Source organism: Bacteroides stercorirosoris, assembly GCF_900142015.1.
Classification (GTDB): Bacteria; Bacteroidota; Bacteroidia; order Bacteroidales; family Bacteroidaceae; genus Bacteroides; species Bacteroides stercorirosoris.
Genome location: NZ_FQZN01000025.1, coordinates 67,532 through 92,231, shown reverse-complemented (window position 1 = coordinate 92,231; position 24,700 = coordinate 67,532). Strand labels below are relative to the sequence as shown.

Here is a 24,700-nt window from a genome sequence, read left to right as displayed (position 1 = left end):
AAACCTAAACGAGGTTCGATTTCTGAGATTTTTTGTATCTTTACCATGTGTTTTTAGTTTAGATTACCCCCGTTTTGGCCGTCAAACCGTTTTTTAGGGGGAATGCTTAAAGATACAAAAAAGGCAACTAACTCGCAATGAATTAGTTGCCTTAAATTTTATTATTTTAGGAATATCCCTATTTAGCTTCTTGTCTTCTGAATACTCTTATCTATAAACTTCCTTCAATAGATTCAGTAGCAACTGTTGTCCTACCACATTAGCCCGGTTTTCACTTTTCGTATTGAATGTATTCATAGATTCATTCATACCATCCAAATCGACAGGTGCGGTATACTCCTTGATTCCTTTGATACAGGCAGGGATATCCAGCGTAGTGATAATTACTTTTCCACTTCCTGCCGGTATCACCTGTAAGGCTGAATATACCTCTTTCTTATGGTCGGAAACACAGCCTACAAGTGTCTCACCATTGAAACACCGCAAACCGATACGACGCCGGTTGTACGTGGCAAAGCATTGATATTCCCAGTTGAAAGCACTATTTGCCGGCAGGTTCATAAAGATAGGATGCTCCCGGTTGAAGAAATTACCTCCATACCATGATTTACCCAGAATCTTCGAACCACGATAGTCCAGTACCTCTTTATCTGCCAGGAATTCTGCCCAACGTTCCGGATTGTCTACAATAATCAGAGTATGTCCTTTATATACCCATTCCATGATGTCGCTCATGCCACTGCCCCATTGCGTAGGTTCATAAGCGCCGACCAGCAGATAATCTCCTTCGGGGGTGCCACCTTTGTAAACCGGAACCTCCATGCCGACACCACGTAAGAAGTTTACCAGAGCTCCCGTCGTATCGGCTACACTGCCCTGTGTTGTGATGCCTTTCGTATCCAGTTCAACCGCAAACAACAGATCATCTCCCTTTACCAACTCTGTTTTGCCTTTCAGTAAAGAAGCCTCTATACGGGTATAACCTTTACTCTTCGGTATAAATGCCCAACCGCTTTGCAGGCATTGACCGTAGTCATTTCCACCTTTCACTGTCACCCGTTCCTTATGACTGGCCACTACGTTTCCACCTTCATCTTTGGCTACCAGATTCAGTATATAAGAACCTTTCAGATTCTTTTCGTTCACAATGTAAGTGTCCACCAACGTTGTATCTCCTGTACTCACTACCTTGCGGTTCATTTTGACAGCCAGATAAAGAGGAGCATTGTAGCGGACCATGACTTCCGGATCTCCTTTCGGGAAACGGTAATTGTCGACGATGCCCGAATGATTCTCAAGTTTCATACTTTCCCAACCATTTACGGCATACGCATCTACTGTATTACTGATCCGGATATTCTCTATGATTCTTCCCTGATAATAGAAAGAAACATTTCCCATGGAACGCGTCAGGTCATCCACTGTGGGGAAAGCTTTGTCGAACCCTTTCTCTTTCAGAAAACGGTCGTAGGCGTCATACCATTGCAGATAATCGTCCGCTTCCCAACTATTCATCTTGCCGCTTTTCAGGATATCTTCGCGGATGAGTTGCAGGCGTGGAGGAGTACCGATTGCCCCGTCTTCACCCCAGTAAACAATTTCTTTCTTATGATCGGAGAAACGGTGATAGTTATCTTTACCCAGATATAAGTTGTCATGATAGCATCCGGGACCGCCTGCATGATGCCGGTCATACCATCCATAGTCGTAGAAGGTAGTGTCATAAGGCATCAGATGCAGTTTGAAACGCGTGTTGTGTTCCTCTGCCGGATTTTCTCCGTTGCTTGAATTATAAGTCAGGATGCGGGTAGGGTCCAAAGCATGTGCCATGCGCATCTGGTCATAATCTTGAGTCTGGGGATAAGCGCCACGTTCATTATGCAGATTGTAGATGATGAGTGACGGATGGTTACGGTCCCGCTTCACCATGCGTGCCAGTTTCTCGTTGCGGTAGGCAAAATAGAAATTACTCTGTTTGTCGTTATCATTGAAGTTTTTGATGGGGTACTGATTACCTCCGGGTTCTTCAAAATAGAGCAATCCCAATTCATCAGCATAGTCCAGAATGTTGGTTTGCCCGATATTCCGGTGAAAGTTCAGCATGTTCAATCCCAGTTCTTTGGCAATCGTAATTTGCCGTTTGGCCAGTTCATCGGAAGGAGTGATACCATTATAAGGCCAGAATCCCCACGAGATAGCTGTCCGTAATACGATTCGTTTGCCGTTCAGGAAGAATTGCCGGTCTCCTTTTATATCTTTTATTTCGAACCAACGGAAACCGAAACGCTCAGTTACTGCATCGTCGTTCAGAGAAATTTTCAGGTCATAGAGACGGGGCGAGTCCACACTCCATAAGTGCGCATTGGACACTTTGATTTGATAAGTTTGCAGGTTCTCACCTTCTTTCAGCGATTCCAGGCGGATATTCTTGCGATATACGGTCTGTCCGTTGGGATGTTCCTTGATTTCCAGACATAGTTCCTTGTTTGTAACAGAAGCTCCGGTTTCATTGGCTGCCCTGACTTCTACTTCAATGGTATGCGGTTCCGGTTGGTTTTTGATAAATACATCTTTCACATAAAGCTTTCCGGTAGCTTCCAGTTCCACTTTTCCCGTAATGCCACCGAAGCCGTGTGAGGGATTGGTGCGATATACTCCCCAGGTATAAACCTGTGAGTCTTTCCAATTGAAGTTCCCGTTAGGATCTGTAATCCGGAAAGTGATTACATTCTTCTTGCCCGGTTCTATAAAAGGAGTGATGTCGATGGAGAAAGGAGTACTGTTCACTAAATCATATCCTGCCAGTTGATGGTTGACAAATATTTCAGCACGGAACCTTACGGAGCCGATATTCATTGCAATCCGCCTGTCTTTCCATTCGGCAGGAATGTCTACTTCTGTTTCAAACCAGGAAACTCCCGTATAGTTTCCTGTCACTCCGAATGTCTGTCCGTTCCATCCCCACAGGTGCTCTTCTACTGTGGCAGGCAGATTGATACCTGTTTTATCGGGATGTTTCAGTAATTGCCAGCCCCCTGTCGGAGTGTTTGCAGGCAATGCTTTGATATCTACCGGTGGAAGATATAACTCATCATTCTGCCAGGCAGCTGCACGGTCTAAGGTGATGTTCCACGGTTGGGAGGACAAGTCGAGGTTTACTCTTTCCTGAGAGGAGCCGATGAAAATGTTCAGGGCTGCTCCCGCGATGAATAGCAGGGATTTTCGGTTCATATTATATAATAGGTATAAGTGATTCGTCTTTTAGAGAAGGCTTCTGCCTTACTATTGCGCGATGCGCTCGCTATTTCAAATAACTGAAAGGCTTCCATCCTTTCAATACAAACGCCGGATTCATATAATCCGCAATGAGGGCTGCGTCTTTTTGCGCATCCAGTTGGCGTGAATAAGCATGGCGTTGTGATACATCCACCGGTTTGCCTGTTTCCATATCGCAAGTGTTGAACTCATACATCCGGGAACTTTTCTCACCAATAGCACTCCACCCTTGTGGGATAATGTTTTTCACCTTACAGTTGATTACCACAAACTCTGCGTCCGGGTAAGCGGTTCCGTGATTACTCTTGGTGCGTCCGTAGTCGGCCTTCTTCCCGTCGGGGGCGGCAAAAGTACATTCTACAAAGATATCACCATGATTTCCCGCTGTGTTTCTTACCCAGGAGAATGGGCCTCCGTTGTTGCGGAAGTTACTGCGGTAGGCAAACAGACTGCCACGTCCCAGGATGGTGTCACCACCTCCGTCCAGCTCACACGACTCCATATAGATTGTTCCGTTTGCTTGCAATGCATCTCCGGAACCGATGATGTGTACACTGTAGAGGGCAATACGTTCACCGTTCAGCAGCAGACCTTCAGCTTGTCCATGCAGATCGGTAGCTATGGTCAGGTCTTCCAGCTGGATGTCGCTGCAATTATCCAGCATGAAAGCGGCTCTTCTGGACGGGAATGTGCCCGGCCATTCGTTGGTTTTCACTGTCAGGGGATGAGGATTGAAAACTTCGTTATTGGCATAGTGTACCCGGGTCCGCTCCATTCCTGCACCTTTAATCTTTACATTTGTTTTGTTCCGGGCATATACCAGTTCTTCGTAGTCGCCGGCTTGTATCAGAATTACGGTTTGTTTCTGACTGAAATCGGGAATAAAGTCGAGTGCTCCTTGCACGGTGTTGAAATCACCTTGTCCGGTTGCATCTACAATCAGTGTGTCTGTAGAAGTGGGAGCGGAGTCTTTAGTTTTGAAACTCCAGTTATGCTCTTTACTGATACCGTGGAAACTGTGGTCGGGTAAAGTCAGAACACCTTCGTCTACGGTGACATAATAACTATGGTTATAGTCGAGCATATTGTTGTGCAGATAGATGGTTGCCGTCGAATCGCGCACGATGATGGGATGGAAATGAAACGCATCTGTAAATCCACCGATGATGTTCAACTGGTAATCGGGTGGGGTAGGCTCTGCCGTACCTGAAGGGGTGCCAGGGCGGGTATCTCTGTTGGTAGGCATGTGGGTGCGTGTATAGTCGTAAGGTATCTTGGTGTAATCACATTCCGGTCCATACGTACGACTTTCGGTAGGTCCGGGAGGAATACTCAGATCCAGGCTGTCCACTATCTGGTGTGACATCGCATCATAAATGCGTATCATTCCGGAGTCACCTACTATGGGGGTGTCCGCGAAAGTCAGTACCAGATGGGTATCCGGATTTACATTTTTTGCACCGGCAGCCGGAAACAGTTCGGCGTTTGGTGATACAGGTTGGTTGCAGGCCGACAGAAAAGGCAGTACAGCCAGCATAACAAACAAAGGTTTCATCATTGTTATCTCCTAATTTAGTAGTTCTTTGGAAAATTATATAGAGTGCAAATATAGGCCATCCTCCCAACTCCGTTTTATAATATCTGTGCGATTCGTTACAATTTCAGTTCATCAGCATGTTTTTTCAACTTATATTCTTTGGGAGTACAATTCATGGTCTCTTTAAACACTTTGCTGAAATACTGGGGGGTTGCAAATCCACTCATATATCCCACTTCGGAAACTGTATATTGATTTTGTTCCAATAACTGAACGGCCCGTTTTATGCGCATACTTTTCATGAAGTCCACAGGTGAAACTCCCATTAGGGATTTCATCTTCCGATAAAATACAGTACGGCTCATTCCCATAGCTTCAGCCAGGTCGTCTATCTTGAAGTCAAGATTATGAATGTTTTCTTCTACACTCTGAAGTATGTTCCGGATAAAGTCATCATCAAAATGAGTCACCTGGGGAGTGACAGATTCTATCTGGTCTGTTAGATTCGTTATTTTTTCTCTCTTTATTTTAGAGGTGTAATAATCATATAGCATTTGCCGCTGCTTGAGCAGGGAGTCTACTTTCGCTTTCAGATAGGTGGAACTGAAAGGTTTGGTAATATATTCGTCCGCACCATACTCCAATCCCTGAATCTGATCGCTTAATGAAGACTTGGCTGATAATAGAATAACGGGGATATGACAGATATTGCTGTTTGCTTTTACTCTTTTCAGGAACTCTATTCCATTCATTTCGGGCATCATAATATCACTGATGACGATATCCGGCATTTCAGCCAGGGCTTTATCTAATCCTTGCTTCCCATTTTCCGCTTCAAAAACCACATAATCTTTGCTTAGCACATTGCATATAAAATGACGTAGTTCTTCATTATCTTCAATAATCAGAATCTGGGTTTCTTTATCTTCATCTTCCATGAGGTTTCCGTCATTCTCTCTCTGCAATTCAGAATTCTCACTGTCATTCAGGATGAATTCTACATTGCTGTCTGCACTGAAGGTCTCATAGTTTCCTGGCAACCTGACGGAAAAGGTACTGCCTTCGCCTAATTTACTGTCTACTTTTATGGTGCCATGCAGCAGGTTCAGCAATTCTTTCACCAGAGACAGTCCGATGCCTGTCGAGAGGTTCGGATCAGCCTCGTCTAAAGTTTCAAAACGAGTGAACAGTTGATTGATCTTTTGGGCATTGATACCACGTCCTTCATCTTTTACCTGTAAGTACAGATGATCTTTTTCGCCGGTTACGGATAAGATTATCCTTTTCTCGTTGGATGTATATTTGAATGCATTGGATAACAGATTAAAGAGAATCTTCTCCAGTTTATCCACATCTGTGTACATCACGAAAGAATTGAGATTGCAGTGTAACTGGAATTCTATATGTCGTTTGTGGGCCATGGAAGTGAAATTCTCATAGATTTTCATTATCAAAGGAATCACATCCAACTGTTCTACCATCACTTTCATCTTATCATTCTGTATCTTACGAAAATCCAGTATCTGATTGATTAGCCGTAGCATCCTGTCTGTATTTCTTTTGGCAACCTGCATGTTCTCCACACCTGCGTCGGATAGTTTCTCATTACTGATGACTTCATCTATCGGACTGGCTATCAGTGTAAGTGGAGTGCGAAGCTCGTGAGAAATATCAGTGAAAAAACGTAGCTTCAGATTGGAAAGCTGTTGTTCGAAATCTACTCTGCGCTGTAAATTAGTGATGCGGATTACGATATATATTACGATGAGCAGTACAGCAATACCTATGACAATGTAGAGCAATATCGCCCAGATTGTTTCGAAAAAGGTGGGTTCGATATGTATGGGTAAAGAAGTTACGTTATCTACCCATACTCCATCCCCGTTAGTCGATTTTACCTGAAACAGATAATCGCCTGCCGGTATATTTACCAGACTGGCTGAATGACTGTTTCCCAATTCAATCCACTGGTCATTCAATCCCTGAATGCGGTATGCATATTTTATGGCCGGAGAGTTTACGTAATCCAGAGCGGCGAATGTAATGGTGAAGTTCCGTTCGTCTGCCTTTAAGGATTGTATTTCTTTACTATTGAACACTTCTTGCCGGCGGGATGTGTTATTTAGATAAATATCCAAATGCGAGAATACGATGGGAGGTACAAAATCACTCTTATACAAGTCTTTGGGAGTAACACATAATGCACCGAATTCCGAACCGAATATTAACTTCCCGGAAGAACATAAAACGGGCTTTGTCTCAGCCATTTGTATCTGATCGTTGTACTCTTCCAGCAGATTCATATCGGCATCCAGTTTTGATAATTTATTCTCAGAAGCAATCCATAGATTGCCTTCGGAATCTTCGATTGCTGAAAGGGATAAATCGGGGACTTGCCCATTCGTCGCGTTATAATGTTTGAAAGCCAGCTTTTCGGATAGTCTGCTACTGTCATCCAACAGATTAATTCCTCCGCTCAGCGTTATGACCAATAATTTGCCATTATGGGTTTGGATAATATTCAGTACGTCATTGTTGCTCAAACTGGAATAACGTTCCTCACAAACGTTATGGTAAAAGCGGATGGCTTCCGGTCTTGTAAAATCAGAGGCGCAAGAGAGCAGCCCTCCTGTGGTTCCAATCAGGATAACTCCATTATCCGCCTCGTACAGGCAACGTACTTTCTCACATACATGAATCGGGTAGTTATTGAGAATATTTCCGGAGTGAATGAAACGCGGACCGGCACTTTCCAGTAAATGCTCTACCAGGTTGAGGCCTCCTCCAAAAGTTCCTATCCATATACGTCCTGTTGAGTCTTGTAAAATGGAATAGATGGAATTGGAGGATATACTATACGGATTGTTTTTATCCGATAGATGATGGGTAATCCGGTAACTGTTGTCTCTTTCGTGACGCAATAGATAAAGCCCGTTGTCTTTGGTTCCCAACCAGATGTTGTGTTCTTTATCTTCGTAGATGCAATATACATCTATATTGAAGGTAACGGTAGAATCAGGTACTATTTTGCCCTCCCTTGAAAGATTTCCAATCCATTGTCCCGACGGATTGTAGAGGCATACGTTGCTCGATTGCTTTTTGTGATTACGTTTCCATCCCACCCACAAACGCTTCTGATGATCTTCCATCAAAGCACGTGCTTCTTTATGGCTGTCGAATCTATATTCGAATTTCTTCCGGTGGAATGATAGGTATCCAAACCCATCTCCTTTGGTATACCACAGATTCTGATGACGGTCGATAATATAACTGAAGGCCTGGAATGAAACAGGCTTCCGCATTCCCATTTCATAAGTGGATGCCTGCTCTAAGCAACGGTTTACCGGATTGTAAAAGCATAACTCACCTCCTGTGGGTTTGAGCCAGATACAACCATATTCGTCTTCATGCACAAAAGTACAAGGTTTATAGAAAGGGACTTCCGAGTATCTGGGATAATCCAATAAAGTGGTGGTTTCATTCTCCTTATCTAATAGGATTACTCCATCGTTGGCACCCAGTAGCCATAGATTCCCTTTTTTGTCTTCAAATACCTCTGAATCTATTTCTATGGGCATTTCATGGACTGTGAATTTTTCATTTGCCGGATCGTAAAGTATAATGCTCCTATTCTGTAGAATTACAATTTTATTATCCGCTAAACTTTTTAATCCTGTGATCTCTGATATCGGTTGTTCGGGAACACATGGCAATACATCCTGGCTTTGAGTATCATACCGGGTGAAGAAGCCCTTGGAAGTGGCCAGGTAAATTCCACCGGGAACTTCCACCATAAATTCGAAAGGCATTTGATTAGATATGCTTTTCTGACCTACAATAAGAGCGCCTTTGTTAGTCAGAATCCATTCATCCCCCTCCTTATCTTGGGTAATGCCATAGATCGTGTCTCTTTCATTTCTTCCGGAATATAACTCGACGGACTCCGTCGCCGGAAACTTATTTTCATCTATGCGGTACAACTCATTCTGTATACCGACGGCCCAGGTAATCCCATTTCCCAATACATACAATTTGTTAACTGAATTGGTGAGGCTTTTGTTGAAAAGGAAAGGGTCCTGGTATTCATATGTCCGGGTATTGAATAAGTAACAGCGTTTATCATAAGTCAGGCACCAGATGTTATTCAATGAACTTTTTTTGATTTTGGTAAAGCGATGATTGCTTATGCGGATAGGACTTTCCGGGTAGGTTTTATAATTATAGAATGAGTAACCGTCGAAACGTTCCAATCCGTTCCAGGTAGACATCCATATATAGCCATTATCATCCTGGATAAAATTATGGACGCTTTTTTGAGACAATCCGTCTTGCACTGAATAGTGCTTCATATTGATCAGACTTTGTCCGAACAACATAGGGGTGAATAAATAGAGTAGTATGGTGATGACCTGCTTTAACATAGTATCTGTACTTTTCTGTCATACAAATATCGGGAAAAGATATCAGATACCAATAAACTGATGATTTATTGCAATGATTAAACCTGAAATTATAAAAAGAATACTCTATGTTCAGAATTTATAAAGGAAAAGCTGAATATTATAATTCGATGTTTTATGAAATGCCTTATTTTGCTTTACGATGGAACTTGAATGAAAAACATTCTGTCTGATTAAGTACATGAAAGAATTATCTAACAAAATAAAAACAGGGATTATGAAGCAGATTTTTATTTTCAGAAAGGCACATGCTGCCGTTATTTTGCTGTGTTGTCTGATGGCATTCTCTTCGGCAATGGCACAGCAAATGCCAAGACGCAATGTTTTACGCGAAACAAACAATGAATTTTTCAAGACTGAAGAAGCACGTCGCATAGGCAATCAGGTGCTGGCGTTTCAGCGTTGTACCGGTGGTTGGCCGAAAAATATCGATATGACTCAGAAGATGAGCAATGAGGAATTAGCACAAATCTTAAAGGAGAAGTCACGCCGTGACGATTCGACAATTGATAACAATGCGACCACCATGCAGATGATTTATCTGGCTCGTTTATACAGGCAAACAAAGGATGTGCGCTACCGTGACGCCTTCCGTCTGGCGGTGGAGTATCTTCTGAGCGGTCAGTATGAAAATGGCGGATGGCCGCAATTCTGGCCGGAAATGCGCGGATACCAGCTACATATTACTTTTAATGATGATGCGATAGTGAATACACTGGAAATACTGCATGACATTATGACTGCTGAATTTCCTTATGATGGTGACCTCACCGACAAGGCAATGCGTCAACGGCTGTCGAAAGCTTTTGATAAAGGGATTGAATGTATTCTGGCAACACAGATCGTTACTGATGGACAGCTTACGGTATGGTGTCAGCAGCACGACCGGGAAACCTTGAAACCGGCATCGGCACGTGCCTACGAGTTGCCCTCGTATTGCTCGTCAGAGAGTGCTGCCATCGTGCGCTTGCTTATGACGTTGCCTAAACCCGATGCACGTGTTAAGCGGGCTGTCCACGGAGCTATGAAATGGTTTGATACGTATAAACTCACCGGTTTGCGATGTGAACGGTCGGCAGGAGAGCATGGTGTACGGGATACCCGTCTTGTGGAAGATCCGCAAGCCGGACCGATATGGGCACGTTATTATGATTTGAAGTATTGCGAACCTTATGTTTGCGACCGTGACGGTTTGCCACGACGTCGATTGGAGGAAATCGGAGTGGAACGTCGCAATGGTTACAGCTGGTATAACAGTCGTCCGGCCGAGCTTTTCAATCTGTATGATACCTGGGTTGCCAAATATGATCCGAAGCACAAAGTAAATGTTAGTCTGAATTCCAAAGGAGCTAATGAAAAGGGAATTATCGAAATGTATCGTCGTCCGGTGATGGATCGTACAGCTTTCGATGTGGTGGTGAAGCCGGGACAAAGTATTCAGGATGCCATTGAGAGAGCACCTGAGACACCGGCAAGTCCTTTCAAGATTCTTATATTAAAAGGTAACTATAATCAAAAGGTCATCATAGACCGTCCGAACATTGTATTGGTAGGTGAGAACCGTGACAGTACAGTGATTGTTTTAGCCGAGACAGCTAAGACAAGGACCATCACTCAATATCATGGAAAACCTGTAGGCAATGGTGTGATTGTGCTGCAAGAGGGGGCCGATGACTGTGTAATTAGCGGGCTGACGGTATATAACAATTATGGAACTACTGTTGAGAACACTACCACCCACCAGATGTCTATCTTTGGACGTGCTACACGTACCATTGTTATTAATTGCAATGTATGGGCTGATGGTAATGATGCACTTTCACTTTGGGCGCCGAAAGGCAATGGAATGTATTATCATGCCGATCTTTATCTGCGTTGTCCCGGAGTGGATTTTCTTTGTCCGCGCGGATGGTGTTATGCTACTCGCTGCCGGTTTTATGGCGATGGCCGTGCACTGATCTGGCATGACGGCCGGGGGGATAAGAGTAAGAAACTGGTAATCACTAATTCGTCCTTTGATGCTCAATCGCCCACTATTCTCGGACGTTGGCATCATGACTCGCAGTTCTTTATTATCAATTGTCAGATGTCGGAACAGATTCTGGACTGCAATATTGGTTATGCTTATTCGGACAAAGTGCTCGATCCTTGTCCGTGGGGACAGCGTGTTTATTACTATGGTTGTCATCGTCAGGGAGGTCATAGCGGTTGGTTGGACAATAATCTGCAACAGGCGGAGAGTGCACCGGCATTTTACGGCATCACTGCCCGATGGACGTTTGACGGTAAGTGGGATCCCGAGCAGCGAATACGCGATTTGTGGTCTGTGCTGGCCTATTGACAAATAGAATAAACCTCTTGGCAAGAGAAAAGGCGTAGTCATAAGATTACGCCTTTTCTTGTGGCTGAAAAGGGAGATACTGATGCTTTGTCGTGCCTCTGTTTGTTTCATTTAGTTTCTTCCTTTTGAAACAAAAGTGCCTTGCCTGTGGAACAATAGTTTCTCAGGCGAGAAATAAAAGTGTCTCACCTAAGAAACTGATGTCTCACAATAAGGAAACAAATGTTCCTATGAAGTGAAACGGAAGCTTTCTCGTAACTGGTGCGAAAAGGAATCAAATGATAATTTAGCGCAGCCTAAGCCTGAAAGGCTTTCATCTTACAGCCCAGGGCAACGCCCTGGGAATGAATCGTCCCCCACAATTTTACGCCCTGTAAGGGCAAAAGCTGATGTGTGCTGTTATGCCCTTACAGGGCGCGGGGATAAACATTACTCAATTCCCAGGGCGTTGCCCTGGGCTGTAAGATGAAAGGCTTTCAGCCTTGAGCTGCGCAATAATCATCTGTTTCATTCATAACCCATCAGAAAGGAATTATGCCTATATGTTTTGCTGCAGGACAATCAATATGAATTGAAACTTTGTAATCCCTGTTTACGTAAAGGTTTACGTACCTTTTTACTTTCTTTCCTTTTCCTTTTACATGCAATTTTTCTACTTTTGGCCACGTAAATCTATTTAAAACCGATTCTAATATTATATTTATGGAAAGAAACCTCTTTAAAATTGCTCTACTGGGAGTCATGTTCCTGGTCAGTCATTCCTCTTTTTCACAAATAACGGAACGGGAGCGTCCTGCGGAATGGAAACAATTAGTGAAAGGCGCCCGCTTTATGGATCGCTTCCTGCCGATGAAGGGAAATGTACTTTCATCCGATGCATGGGGTGCTGACTGTGTGCTTCCACGTTATGTAGATAATGGCATTGAAGACGGTATCTGGTCCTATTGGGGTGGAAATATCCGAAAAGGCGAAGACGGTAAATATCATCTATTTGCCTGCGGCTGGCTGGAATGTTCACCTAAAGGACACATGGAATGGCCTAACTCATACGTATTTCATACTGTAAGCGATAATCTGACAGGGCCCTTCAAGCCTGTTCGTATCATAGGTAAAGGGCATAATCCTGAAATATTCCGTGCTAAAGATGGCCGGTATGTTGTCTATGTAATTGGTGGACGTTATGTATCCGATGATCTGAATGGAAAATGGGAATATGGAAAGTTTGATTTCAATGCACGCGACCGCCGTATTATCGAAGGCCTGTCTAATCTTTCATTTGCCCAGCGTGAAGACAGCTCTTATGTGATGGTTTGTCGTGGTGGTGGTATCTGGGTCAGCAGAGATGGACTATCGGAATACAATCAACTGACCGACAAACGGGTTTATCCGGATGTAGACGGTCGGTTTGAAGATCCCGTAATCTGGCGCGATCATATTCAGTATCACCTGATTGTTAATGATTGGCTGGGACGTATTGCTTTCTATCTTCGTTCAAAGGATGGAGTGAACTGGGTGGTCGATCCGGGTGAAGCTTATATGCCGGGAGTTGCTGTACATGCAGACGGACAGGTGGAAGACTGGTTCAAATATGAACGCCTTAAAGTGTATCAGGATAAATACGGACGTGCTGTTCAGGCTAATTTCGCGGTAATCGATACGCTTAAAAACGAAGATAAACCTTTTGATCACCATAGTTCAAAGAATATCAGCATTCCCTTGAATCCGGGATTGTTGCTTACCATACTGGACGAGAAACCTATCACCTCGGGTACAAAAACAATTCGTGTGAAGATACAGGCGGAAGAAGGCTTCAATCCCCAGACGGATATAGATGTGAATTCCTTGCGTTTCGGTGCTTCTGAAGAAGTGAATTATGGCAGAGGCTGCCAGGTTTTGACCACAGAAAATGAGGGCAAGGATTTGATTGTAACTTTCAATGGCAAAGGAAATGGCATCACTAAAGATGAATTTGCCCCGAAATTAATTGGAAAATACAAAGATGGAAGAATGCTTTATGGGTATGCGCGTTTGCCATACATTGATTATATAGAACCGATCCTTTCAGCTCGTGCCCCAGTCTTTACCAAGTCCGGGAAGGGATTGGAATGTACAGTGGAAATACAGAATTTCGGTCAGGTCGGCTCAAAGAAAGCATTGGTGGAAGTAGCGTATAAAAAGGAAGGAAAAACAATAAAGGTAGCTTCCGGTATGGTTCCGGCATTGAAGCCTTATGAAAAAACAGATATATTGCTTTCTGCTAAGGATGTGGTTGAGGAAGGAAAGGAATATGATTTGATAGTGACACTCTATTCCGGCAAAAAAGTATTGTCAACATTTAATCTGAAAAAGAAAGTGTTGGAGTAATCTGAGAAAGCTATCGGTTTCGATGATTTGATAAGGGGATAAATATTCCGCTTACAAGGTATTAACTTCCTGTCGACAAGGTCTCAACTTCTTGTCAACAGGAAGTTAACTTTTTGTATGCAAGGAGTTTGGATCTTGTAATGTATTGATAAATAAAGCCTTCCTAACTTGTCTAATTTTAATATAAAAGGTTCTGCTCATAAGCGAATGATTAATATTATACCGTCAATATCTTTCGGAAACTTTCATTAAATTCCTATCTTTGCGGAAATTCGTATTACCTGAATAAGATGAAACGATACCTGCTGTTACTTCTTATGTAATTGATTTCTATAAAGAGTCAACAATAACAGGCGGATAGTCGTTATTAGGTTATAGTTAAATTTCATTTTATGAAACATTTCGTTCTTTTTGCCTGCGTGGCTGTTGGTTTGATTTTTGCCGGATGTCGTAACCGGCAGGAACCACCTGTGCCGGTAGTTGTGCAGGAGTCTGAACCTAAGGATACGGCTGTGCTGGAATTTCCTCATCCTAAAGAGAAACAGTTGACCGCTGCCGATATTTCCCTTACCAAAGAATTGCTTTATGACCAGCATACCCTCGAAGATACCTATCCATATAAGGATACGGTACGCTCTTTCAAATGGGATGTCATCCGGAACTGTCTGGCTTATATCGAGAATATGCAGCGCGATACTACTGCAAGGTGGGTGGTGTTGCAGAATTATAAGAATCTGAATAAAGAAGCTCCCCTGGTACGTAAGTTCGTGCGGAATGTGTACCGCCGTGTATCTGATACATTGGGCGTGGAGCGCTATCAATCGGTGCCGCTATATCTGCCCGCTGATACGCTGGTGCCCGAACGTTATGGTAGAGACGGTACTATCGCTTATCTGAAAGGCGAGGAGGGAAGTTTTTACCGGATATTACCCGCCACTTTTGAAGAAGAATGGCTGGCACCACGCAGTTATCTGAAACAATTGCCGGATAGCACCGTCTTTAATCATGTGATTTTTGTCGACCGCCTGGATCAGAATATTACTACCTTGGAACATGTCTCGGAAGGTGAGTGGAAGATACGCAGCATGAATCCCGCCACTACCGGAATGCATGCTCCACCCTATGCTCAGGAAACCCCACTGGGGATGTATCTGCTTCAACAGAAGAAAACGCGTATGGTGTTCCTGAAAGATGGTTCGGCGGAGACAGGAGGCTATGCCCCTTATGCCAGTCGTTTTACGAACGGAGCTTATATCCATGGAGTGCCGGTGAATGCGCCGCGTACAAGTATGATTGAGTATAGCTGGTCGTTGGGAACCACTCCACGTTCGCATATGTGTGTGCGCAATGCCACTTCACATTCCAAGTTCGTTTTCGATTGGGCGTCTACCGAACGCTCTTTGGTTGTGGTGATTGAATAGTGAACCCTCATTTTTAACTATCTGTGTGATAGGTGTCTGGAGAAAAAACTGTAATTTAGCCGCCGTTATTTCTCTGGCTAAAGTTTTATGTTGCGATTTATTGTATTCATTTTATTCTTATTTCTTCCTTGTACCTTATTTCTGGGCGGCAAGTCGTCAGATAACATTCCAGACTCTGCTGAAAGGGCTGCTGCATCTGATGTTGAGGCTTATGCGAGCTTATACCGTTCCATGCAGTTGGAAGGAGTTGTCAACTGGAAAGCTTTCCGGCAGGCTGTAGCAGGTTATTATAAAATAGACAATCGCAAACGGGAGGTGTTGACATTGATAGACTTTTCCCGTCCTTCTACCGCAAAACGTCTTTTTGTATTTGACATGAGGGAACGTAAAGTACTTTTCTCATCGGTTGTTTCCCACGGAAAGAATAGCGGTGATAATTATGCCACTTCCTTCTCCAACGAATATGGTTCCTACAAAAGTTCACTGGGGTTCTATCTTACAGAATCTACTTATCAGGGAAAGAATGGGTATTCGCTTATTTTGAATGGTTTGGAAAAAGGAATCAACGACCGGGCCCGTGAGCGTGCCATTGTGATGCATGGGGCGGCTTATGCCGATCCTTCGGTAGTCAGCAGAGGAGGACGTTTGGGAAGAAGCTTTGGCTGTCCGGCTGTTCCGCAAAAACTTTCCCGTCCTATCATTGATGCCATTAAAGGAGGAAGTGTGATGTATATCTATGCTGAAACTCCTGATTATCTGGCACACAGTTCAGTCTTAAAAGATGCAGACGGACTGTAGTTTAATTCTTTTCATTACGAAGCATATTTTTGACGTTTGTCAATTCCTGTAATCTTATCTTTTCATACCTTTGCGTGCAATTTTCAGAGGATTAATTTATGGCAACATCAAGAGAAATGACGGCAGGACGCGCATTGCCGTTGATATTCAATTTCACTATGCCTCTGTTGATGGGAAACCTGCTACAACAGACATACTCTCTGGTCGACGCGGCAATCGTAGGAAAATTCTTGGGTATTAATGCACTGGCCTCGGTCGGAGCAAGTACTTCGGTGGTTTTCCTTATTCTTGGTTTCTGCAATGGATGTTGTGGAGGTTTCGGTATTCCTGTGGCGCAGAAATTCGGAGCGCGGGATTATAGCACGATGCGTCGTTATATATCGGTCAGTTTGCAACTGGCGGCGGTGATGTCGGTGGTGATTGCGGTAGTTACGAGTATTCTGTGTGGAGATATTCTGCTGATGATGCGTACACCGGATATCATATTCCAGGATGCCTACTATTATTTATTGATAACGTTTATCGGAGTTCCCTGTACCTTCTTTTATAATTTGCTGTCCAGCATCATTCGTGCTTTGGGTGATAGTAAGACGCCTTTCTGGTTTCTGTTGTTTTCTACTATACTTAATATTCTGCTCGACTTGTTCTGTATCCTGGTATTGGATTGGGGAGTGGCGGGAGCCGCCATCGCTACGGTCTTTTCACAAGGCGTATCGGCTGTGTTGTGTTATGGATATATGATGCGCCGTTTTGATATATTGCGGGGAACACCGGATGAGCGGAAGTTCAACGGTGCTCTGGCACGGAGATTGATGTATATCGGTGTACCTATGGGATTACAATTCTCGATTACCGCTATCGGAAGTATCATGTTGCAAAGCGCCAACAATGCATTGGGAACTGCTTGTGTTGCAGCTTTTACGGCTGCCATGCGCATCAAGATGTTCTTTATGTGCCCGCTTGAAAGTCTGGGCATTGCTATGGCTACTTATACCGGACAGAATTATGGTGCGGGCAAGCCCGAACGTATTTGGATGGGAGTAAAGGTAAGTGCGCTAATGATGATTATTTACTGGGCATTTACGTTCTGCGTATTGATGCTGGGTGCACGTACGTTTGCCTTGCTTTTTGTGGAAGCGTCTGAACTGGAAATCTTGAAGGACACGGAGTTGTTCCTGCATATTTCCGTGTCCTTCTTCCCAGTTTTGGGACTGCTTTGTATTCTGCGATATACCATTCAGGGAGCGGGATATACCAATCTTGCTATGCTTTCCGGAGTTTCCGAAATGATAGCGCGTGTGCTGGTCAGTCTTTATGCAGTGCCCGCTTTCGGCTATCTCGCGGTCTGCTTCGGTGATCCGACGGCATGGATTGCGGCTGTCCTGTTCCTGGTGCCGGCATTTATTTTTGTATATCGGAGGTTGCTCCGGATGAGGAGAGAACAGTGAGTATAATTCCCGTACCTCCTCCCGGTGCCTGTGCTATTTGCAGGGTCGATTCACTGGTTACTTCCTGTTCTTCTATTATCACCGGATACGGGTTGGTACGATAATCAGCCTTATCTCCATCTCTGTAGATAACAGCCTTATATCGTTTTCCTTTATCCAGAAAGGAGAGGGGGAGTTGCATCTCCCGAGGTTGTTCATTAGTGATGCTTCCTATAAACCAACGTCCGCTGCTTCCGCGTTCTTTACGGGCAATTGTCACATATTCGCCTATTTTAGCTTCGGGTACTATGGTTTGTTCCCAAGTAGTAGGGCAGGCGGTGATAAATGAAAACGGTTCAGGGTTCCGTTCGTAGTTTTCTATTTCATCAGAGGCCATTTGCAGGGGACTGTATAACACAACGGATAAAGCCAATTGTTTGGCAAGCGTTGTTTGTACACGCGTCTGAGGCAACACCGGATTTTCGAAGCGGAAAGTGCCGGGGGTGAAATCCATGGGACCTGCCAGCCCACGGGTGAAGGGAATGATGGTAGTGTGTACGGGAGGATTGCCGCCATCTTTGTCCCAGGCATCCCATTCCTGCCCTCGTACACCTTCTTGTGTCATCAGATTTGGGAAGGTGCGTTGCAGTCCGGTGGGCATCACGGGTTCGTGATTGTCAATCATAATATGCTTGTCGGCTGCCAGTTCAATAACTTTCCGGTAGTGGTGTACACCAAACTGGCTGCTGTGTCGCTCTTTGCCATCCAGCAGTTTGCCTACATAGCCTGTTTTGACTATTTGCACGCCGTGATCTTTATATAAATTGAAGGCTGCTTCTATTTGGTTTTCATAATCAGATACCCAGCCGTCCGTTTCATGATGGCCGATAAGCGTCACGCCTTTGGAAGCGGCATAGTCGGTGATCTGTTTCAGGTCAAAGTCAGGATAAGGTTCGGTAAAGTTGAAATGATAAGTATCCCAACCTTTGTTCCAACCTTCAATAAGTACTCCCTGAAAACCGTGTCGGGCGGCAAAGTCTATATGCCGCAGTGCATTGGCAGTGGTAGCGCCGTGGCGTGGGCCTGTGTGCCAGGTGTGTTTATGCATGTGGTAAGTCCACCAGATTCCAATGTATCTTCCGGGTTGTAACCAGGATGTATCCTGAATGCGGCAAGGCTCGTTCAGATTCAGCATAAGGCGTGACAGGAGTAAATCACCTGCATTTTCAGCAACAATCATCGTGCGCCAGGGAGTGACACCGGGAGCTTTCATAAAAACTTTTTCTCCCGTAGACCATGGAGTGAGATTGGCTTTCAGGGTCATACTACCTTCTTTAGGGATAAGATTCATGGCGGCATAATCTGTCAGATTGGCTTCATGGATGCTCAGGAAAAGTCCGTCATTGGTTTCCATAGTGAGCGGTGTGCTTACCCAACCGAGTTTACTGACAGGAGATGCCTCGTAGAGTGCTTCATAAAAATGTGCTTCATGAGGTATGGACCAGGCTTTATGATCACCGGTCAATGCAAACTCTGTAAGTTCATCCATGATCACAAAGTCTTTTAATGCTTCCTGTACCGGAAATTCGTAGCGGAAGCCGAACCCGTCATTGAACAGCCGGAACACAACTTTGAATTTTCGTTTGTGTGCGGATGTTTCCTGTACATGAATGGTCATCTCATGATAGTTGTTTTCCACAATCCGGTCTTCTCCCCAGATTTGTTCCCATATCCCGCTGAATGAATGATGAAGAGCTTCTGTTATTTCCAGATGGTCAGCAAGTGTATCTTCTTTCAGGATAAATCCGAGGCGTGACTTATCGAGTATGGGCTTTCCATTTCGTGAGAGTTCATAATAGAGTTTTCCGTTTTCTGTTTCTACATGCAGGCAGAGGTTACCATCGGGAGAACTTACAGCGAGTTGCGATGCCGGATTGCAACTTGTGTAGAGGAAAACGATAAAGCTTACCCATAGCAGAGAATAATTAGGAAGTCTTTTCATGATTTCTTTCTTATTTTTATATAGTCCAGTTCAAAGCATCCGCCTTTGGACGTACTGTTCTGAATGATTATATAATTAATACCGTTTTGCAGGGATATTTCTGTCTCCGCGGTTTGCCAGGCTGTTTGGTCAGCCTGTACAGGAAGTTGCAACCATTTCTCTATCGCCACATCATTGACGGTGATCAAAGCCACTGCGTCTGCTACTCCTGTATTTCGATATCTGATTTCCAGCGGATAGTCCCCCGTTTGGGGAACTTCCACTGCAAAGAGTACATTGGCGCCGGGGTTTTCCAGTCCTGTGACGTAGCCGGCACCACTGTAAGTATTCTCTTGGTTGCCATCGTTATCCTGCCCGGAATCGGATTCCTTGCAGGATAACAGGAGACAAGCCATTAGTAATAGATTGTAGTACTTCATTTACTTGATTGATTTTGCTCCACCCCTTACGGAAGCCGTTTCTGCTTCTATTTTCAGGGTGTTGTGTTGAATGCGGATTACTTTACATTCGTGGGGTTGCAATTCTATGGTGTATGTTCCCGACATACCTCCCAAGTCTTTGCGTTCCCATAAATCCCGTACATTGACGGCTTGCCCGTCTTCAATGCCCAGTTCACGATGGAAGTCAATGCTGCGTGTCTGTGGAGTACTTTCACGGTTGAATAATCCTACCACCCAATCTCCGTTAGGCAACTGGCCGATCCAGCGGGAACTGTTCGCAGCATCCCGAAAGTCGTAACTCAATGGTTTGGCGGCAAAACCGAGACTGTTCAACTCGTTCATTTCCGGATTCTGGTAAACCCAGGCGTGATCTCCAATCGTATCATACTGGTCGGCAATGGCAAGTGCAGAACCTCCCATAATCATCAGCGAGAAAAGGAAGCGGCGCTCGTTGTCATTTGCCAGTTTATTCATACGCATAAAGTCACCGTCCAGTATCATTTGCCCTCGTGCACCGACATCGGCAAAACCAATGAATCCGTCGAAAGCATTACCGAATTGCGGCCAATGGTCTTTCTGCTGCCCGCGGCGGCGGTTGCTGACAAAGTCCCAGTCACCGTCGAAGCAGTCATCGTCAATGCGTATCATATCCCCGTATTTCAATTCCGTCTTGGCATGATTATAACAATGAGGCATCACAAGACTGAGGAAAAGATCATCTCCGGCAGCTTCGGCAATCCATGCCAATGCTTGTTCGTAGCGGCGGGTGCCATAGTTGGTTTCATAGTTTTCCAGGAAATCTATGCGAAGATAGGTGACGCCCATTTCCTTGAAATAGCGGACATAATTCTGAATCCATTCTTTGGCTCCCGGCTTATCCACATCCACCCAATACAGAGGATCGTTGAACGATTTGTATCCCACAATGTCTCGGGTACGGTAAGAAGTTCCTTTTACAGACAGGTTCTGTTCATAGGCGGCACGGGTCAGCCACATGGGGTTATAGTAGACTCCCATCTTCATGTCCCGTTCTTGCAGGTATCGGGCCCAGTAGCTGAAACCGTTTTTCCAGTCACTGTTGTACTTGGTGATATAGCCGTTCTCATTGACGGTTTGTGCAGCTTCTATCCATCCGTCATTGCAGATCATGTCGTAACCGTAGGGTTTGAAAGTCTTCTCCATCCAGTCGATGTTTGCTTTCCAGCGTTCCTCGCTGAGAGGAACGTTGGTTACAAAACACTCTTCGTAGGCAATCCAGTATTTGGGTCCCGTGCCGTGACGGGTGAAGGGACTGTCACGGGCTACGGAGGAGTGAGGACAAAATGACAAGAAGATGGTTGCGAGTCCGAGTATCCATTTTGTATAGTTCATGGCAATCATGTTTTGAGGTTAATTGATTTTTTCAACTTTGAGTTTCAGGGTCTTCGTATTGACTGTCAGTTTGTACTTTCCGTCGCTTCCTTCGGGGATGCCCCAGAAGTGGTCGCGCAGGTTGCCTTCCATTTCTGAACATTTAAACATGGGGTATTCGCCGGGTGTCACAATCTTGACATTTTCGTTGTAATCCACGCTTTCGGGCACCAGATAATTGACTTTATCCCAGTCTCCCTTTTCGAGGCAGAATTTGAACTGCTTGTTTTCGTCACTGTAATTCAAGTCGACTTCCGCCGTATAGATATCCTCTTCATCCGGGGAAGGTATAAGTCCGGTCGGATTACCCGAATCCCAGCCGAAAGCGGTACCCAAGCCGTAGATGGTTTTTACAACCTTTTCAACTTTCAGAATCATGGTTTCGGTGTTTACGGTTAGTATATACTTCCCGTCCGCTCCTTCGGGGATGCCCCAGAAGTGGTCGCGCAGGTTGCCTTCCATTTCTGAACATTTAAACATGGGGTATTCGCCGGGTGTTACAATCTTGACATTTCCGTTGTAATCCACGCTTTCGGGCACCAGATAATTGACTTTATCCCAGTCTCCCTTTTCAAGGATGAACTTGAATTGTTTGTTTTCTTCACTATAAACCAGGTTTACTTCTGCCTTATATACATTGGCATACAGTGGGTCGGGTACTAATCCGGTTGCACTGCCCGAATCCCATCCGAAAGCACTTCCCAAGCCATAAATCGTCTTTATCTCCGGTTCCGGCTCTTCGGTTTCGTCACTGATTTTTTCGAGGGTTAGTTTCAGTTTCTTTACGTTCACTGTAATCCGGTAGGTACCGTCGCTTCCTTCGGGTATTCCCCAGAAGTGGTCGCGCAGGTCGCCTGTCATTTCAGAACATATCAGCATGTCGTATTCTCCGGGAGTGATGACTTTTACGGCGGTGCCGTCATCTGTCGAGGTGGGTACCAGGTAACGTACTTTGTCCCAATCGCCTTTTTCAAGGATGAACTTGAATTGCTTGTTCTCTTCGGAGTATTTGATAACTTTATCTATGGTGAATGTATTCGGTTCAGTCAGCTTCAGTTCGGTGGGAGCGTTGGAATCCCAACTGAAGATGGTGCCGAGCCCGTACAATTGTGTGTAGTTCTCTACGGGTTCCACTACGACGATTTCTTTATCTTTCTCACATCCGGTCAGTAGGGGGAGGAGGAGGAAGATGAAAATGAGTTTATTTATTACTTTCTTCATGATAATCTTATTATTTGTTATGTGATTAAATAACTTCGGTGATAGACTTTGCACGGGAAACAGCGTAACTAAACTATACTGTTCCTATGGGTTGTCATATCATCATCCGTATTGATGGTGGTCATCATCCGTATTGATGGTAGTCATCATCCGTATTGATGGTAGGAATCATTGGCATTGATTGTGGGAATCATTGGCATTGATTGTAGGAATCATTGGCATTGATTCTATGCCGAGTCATATACTGAGGCATGCTCATTCTAATTGTAACCCGGGTTCTGCTCAAGTGTATGATCCGCTCCCATCATATCCCGTGGGATAGGGAAGATATCCCAGTGTGAATCTGCATCGGGTTTCTTGTCCCACCATTCTTCCGTACAGTACAATCCCCAGCGGATAAGATCGGCCCGGCGGCGTCCTTCGGCAAGGAATTCACGTCCCCATTCATCGTAAAGCTCATCTTGCGTCAGGGTTACTGCACCTTCGGGCTTGTACAGGTATTCTGCCCATGTATCTTGCGGATAGTTACGTTTACGTACCGTATTCAGCAGCCGGGCAGCTCCGTCCACATCGTTTGCTTTGAACTTACATTCCGCCAATGAGTAGTAGATTTCCGCCAGACGAATTTCATTGTAATCGGCTTCGCGCTTCCCTGCGTCTTCGTCGCTGTAGATGGGATACTTCACAAAATGCCATCCGGAGTTATGGTCGCCGGTATTCATGTTTGAAGTGCGGTCGGCGGGAAGTTGATCCGGAGCGAGTTCGTGAAATACTCCTACCTGGTCGCGGATGTAGATTTCATATCCTCCTACGGGGGAAGTCACTTTCTTTTGGGTGCCGTCATCGGCTGTGTAGGGCAGGTAGCCATAAAGGAACATACCTTCACGGGTACTGTTGCCCAGATTCCGGTACATGGTCAGGCGATAATCTTTCGGATATTTCTTGAATTTGCTGACAAACTTGCCGAGTTTGAAGTTGTATTCATTATTATTCAGGTCGAGACTGGGTTGCAAGGCATATTTGGTATTGAAGTCTCCTTGCTTGAAAGCGCCGAAGTAGAAACGTGCATTGACAGGGACGGCCCACCAGTATGTATCGCCCGAATAGTGCCAGTAACTACGCCCGTAGGACGACGGGAAAGCAAAGATGGTTTCGTTGCATCGGTCGTTTGTCCAGTCGAATACTTCGTCCCAGGTCTTTCCCAGTTCGTAGAAGCCATAGTCGCCGTCCAGAATGTTTTGGGCATATGTGGCGCATTCCGTATATTTAGAAGTTCCGATCCATTTCTCCGCGTTCAGATAGAGGCGCACTAACAATGCGGCTGCACCGGCTTTGGTCCATTGTCCTTGTGCTATCCCGTTGCCGGCATTACCATTCTTGGCTGGTAGTGCTTCGATAGATGTTTTCAGTTCCGTTTCGATAAAGTTGAACAGTTCCTGCGGTGTCACTTGCCCGACGGAGTTCTTGCTCTGGTCCAGGCTGACCGCTAGCGGTACATTGCGGAAAGCATCCAGCAGACGGATGTAGAACCATGCGCGTAATGCTTTGTTCTGTGCGATGAAGTTATCCATCTCCGCCTGTGACATGTTGAATTTGGCAGGGTCCAGCTTTTGCAGGTCATCTATGACGGAATTGGCCTGCATGATTCCGGTGAAACAGTTTTCCCATTCACTTTTGATGGATTCATTGTCGGCAGCCCAGGTATGGTAGTGCAAGTATTGCCATTTGGCATTGTCATACCACCAGCCATCGCGTGCCCAGGTACCCAGTTGATCGGCACAACACTCTTGCAACACCTGGCGCGGCCCGATGCTGTAGAATCCATGTTCGAAGGGGCGGAATGTGGCTTTGATAATATCATCCTTTGTATTGTAATAGTTGGTAGACATGATTTGGTCGTATACCGTTTCCGTAAGGTCGGTGCATGCGCTGAGGGAGCCGAGAAGCAATACTCCTGCCAGCGAACCGGTTAATATATTCTTGAGTTTCATATTTCTATTGTT

The 24,700-nt window shown here is 44.8% G+C and carries 13 protein-coding genes; 5 read left to right on the top strand and 8 right to left on the bottom strand.

Features of this window, described 5'->3' with window-relative positions; all coding sequences use genetic code 11:
* Positions 1-207 precede the first annotated feature (207 nt).
* From BUC01_RS18000 to BUC01_RS17990, 3 genes are all read right to left on the bottom strand, one after another.
* Positions 208-3,231, bottom strand: a complete 3,024-nt coding sequence (locus BUC01_RS18000) for a glycoside hydrolase family 2 protein (protein ID WP_025835703.1) — start codon at positions 3,229-3,231, stop codon at positions 208-210.
* A 70-nt stretch (positions 3,232-3,301) separates the two neighbouring features.
* On the bottom strand, positions 3,302-4,813 hold the full coding sequence (locus BUC01_RS17995; RefSeq protein WP_073314412.1) for a pectinesterase family protein: 1,512 nt from the start codon (positions 4,811-4,813) through the stop codon (positions 3,302-3,304).
* A gap of 116 nt (positions 4,814-4,929) precedes the next feature.
* Positions 4,930-9,234: a hybrid sensor histidine kinase/response regulator transcription factor gene (locus BUC01_RS17990; protein ID WP_073314406.1), complete on the bottom strand. Its 4,305-nt coding sequence runs from the start codon at positions 9,232-9,234 to the stop codon at positions 4,930-4,932.
* Positions 9,235-9,568: 334 nt separating this feature from the next.
* On the opposite strand from BUC01_RS17990, the gene pelA reads away from it, so the two are divergent.
* The 5 genes from pelA to BUC01_RS17965 all read left to right on the top strand — a co-directional run bounded on the left by pelA (position 9,569) and on the right by BUC01_RS17965 (position 17,645).
* Positions 9,569-11,614 (top strand): pectate lyase, encoded by a 2,046-nt coding sequence (gene pelA / locus BUC01_RS17985; RefSeq protein WP_244895763.1) that lies wholly within the window; start codon positions 9,569-9,571, stop codon positions 11,612-11,614.
* A 702-nt stretch (positions 11,615-12,316) separates the two neighbouring features.
* Positions 12,317-13,978 (top strand): glycoside hydrolase family protein, encoded by a 1,662-nt coding sequence (locus BUC01_RS17980; protein WP_025835797.1) that lies wholly within the window; start codon positions 12,317-12,319, stop codon positions 13,976-13,978.
* 392 nt (positions 13,979-14,370) lie between these two features.
* Complete coding sequence (locus tag BUC01_RS17975) at positions 14,371-15,399, top strand: L,D-transpeptidase (protein WP_025835795.1); 1,029 nt, start codon at positions 14,371-14,373, stop codon at positions 15,397-15,399.
* A gap of 87 nt (positions 15,400-15,486) precedes the next feature.
* The gene (locus tag BUC01_RS17970) at positions 15,487-16,197 is read left to right on the top strand and encodes a murein L,D-transpeptidase catalytic domain family protein (protein WP_025835793.1); all 711 of its coding nucleotides are present in this window, start codon (positions 15,487-15,489) and stop codon (positions 16,195-16,197) included.
* Positions 16,198-16,295: 98 nt separating this feature from the next.
* Positions 16,296-17,645 (top strand): MATE family efflux transporter, encoded by a 1,350-nt coding sequence (locus tag BUC01_RS17965; RefSeq protein ID WP_025835791.1) that lies wholly within the window; start codon positions 16,296-16,298, stop codon positions 17,643-17,645.
* Here BUC01_RS17965 and BUC01_RS17960 read toward each other — a convergent pair.
* The 5 genes from BUC01_RS17960 to BUC01_RS17940 form a co-directional block, all read right to left on the bottom strand.
* Positions 17,599-19,626, bottom strand: coding sequence for a glycoside hydrolase family 97 protein (locus BUC01_RS17960; RefSeq protein WP_025835789.1), 2,028 nt, complete (start codon positions 19,624-19,626; stop codon positions 17,599-17,601). The two genes, BUC01_RS17965 and BUC01_RS17960, sit on opposite strands and share 47 nt — an antisense overlap.
* On the bottom strand, positions 19,623-20,045 hold the full coding sequence (locus BUC01_RS17955; protein WP_025835787.1) for a CBM35 domain-containing protein: 423 nt from the start codon (positions 20,043-20,045) through the stop codon (positions 19,623-19,625). The genes BUC01_RS17960 and BUC01_RS17955 overlap by 4 nt, the downstream gene beginning before the upstream one ends.
* Entirely contained in the window at positions 20,046-21,437 is a 1,392-nt protein-coding gene (locus BUC01_RS17950; RefSeq protein WP_025835785.1) for an alpha-galactosidase, read from the bottom strand.
* Between the two features lie 18 nt (positions 21,438-21,455).
* The gene (locus BUC01_RS25925) at positions 21,456-22,697 is read right to left on the bottom strand and encodes a DUF5116 domain-containing protein (protein WP_244895761.1); all 1,242 of its coding nucleotides are present in this window, start codon (positions 22,695-22,697) and stop codon (positions 21,456-21,458) included.
* A 260-nt stretch (positions 22,698-22,957) separates the two neighbouring features.
* Positions 22,958-24,688 (bottom strand): RagB/SusD family nutrient uptake outer membrane protein, encoded by a 1,731-nt coding sequence (locus BUC01_RS17940; RefSeq protein ID WP_025835074.1) that lies wholly within the window; start codon positions 24,686-24,688, stop codon positions 22,958-22,960.
* Positions 24,689-24,700: the final 12 nt, after the last annotated feature.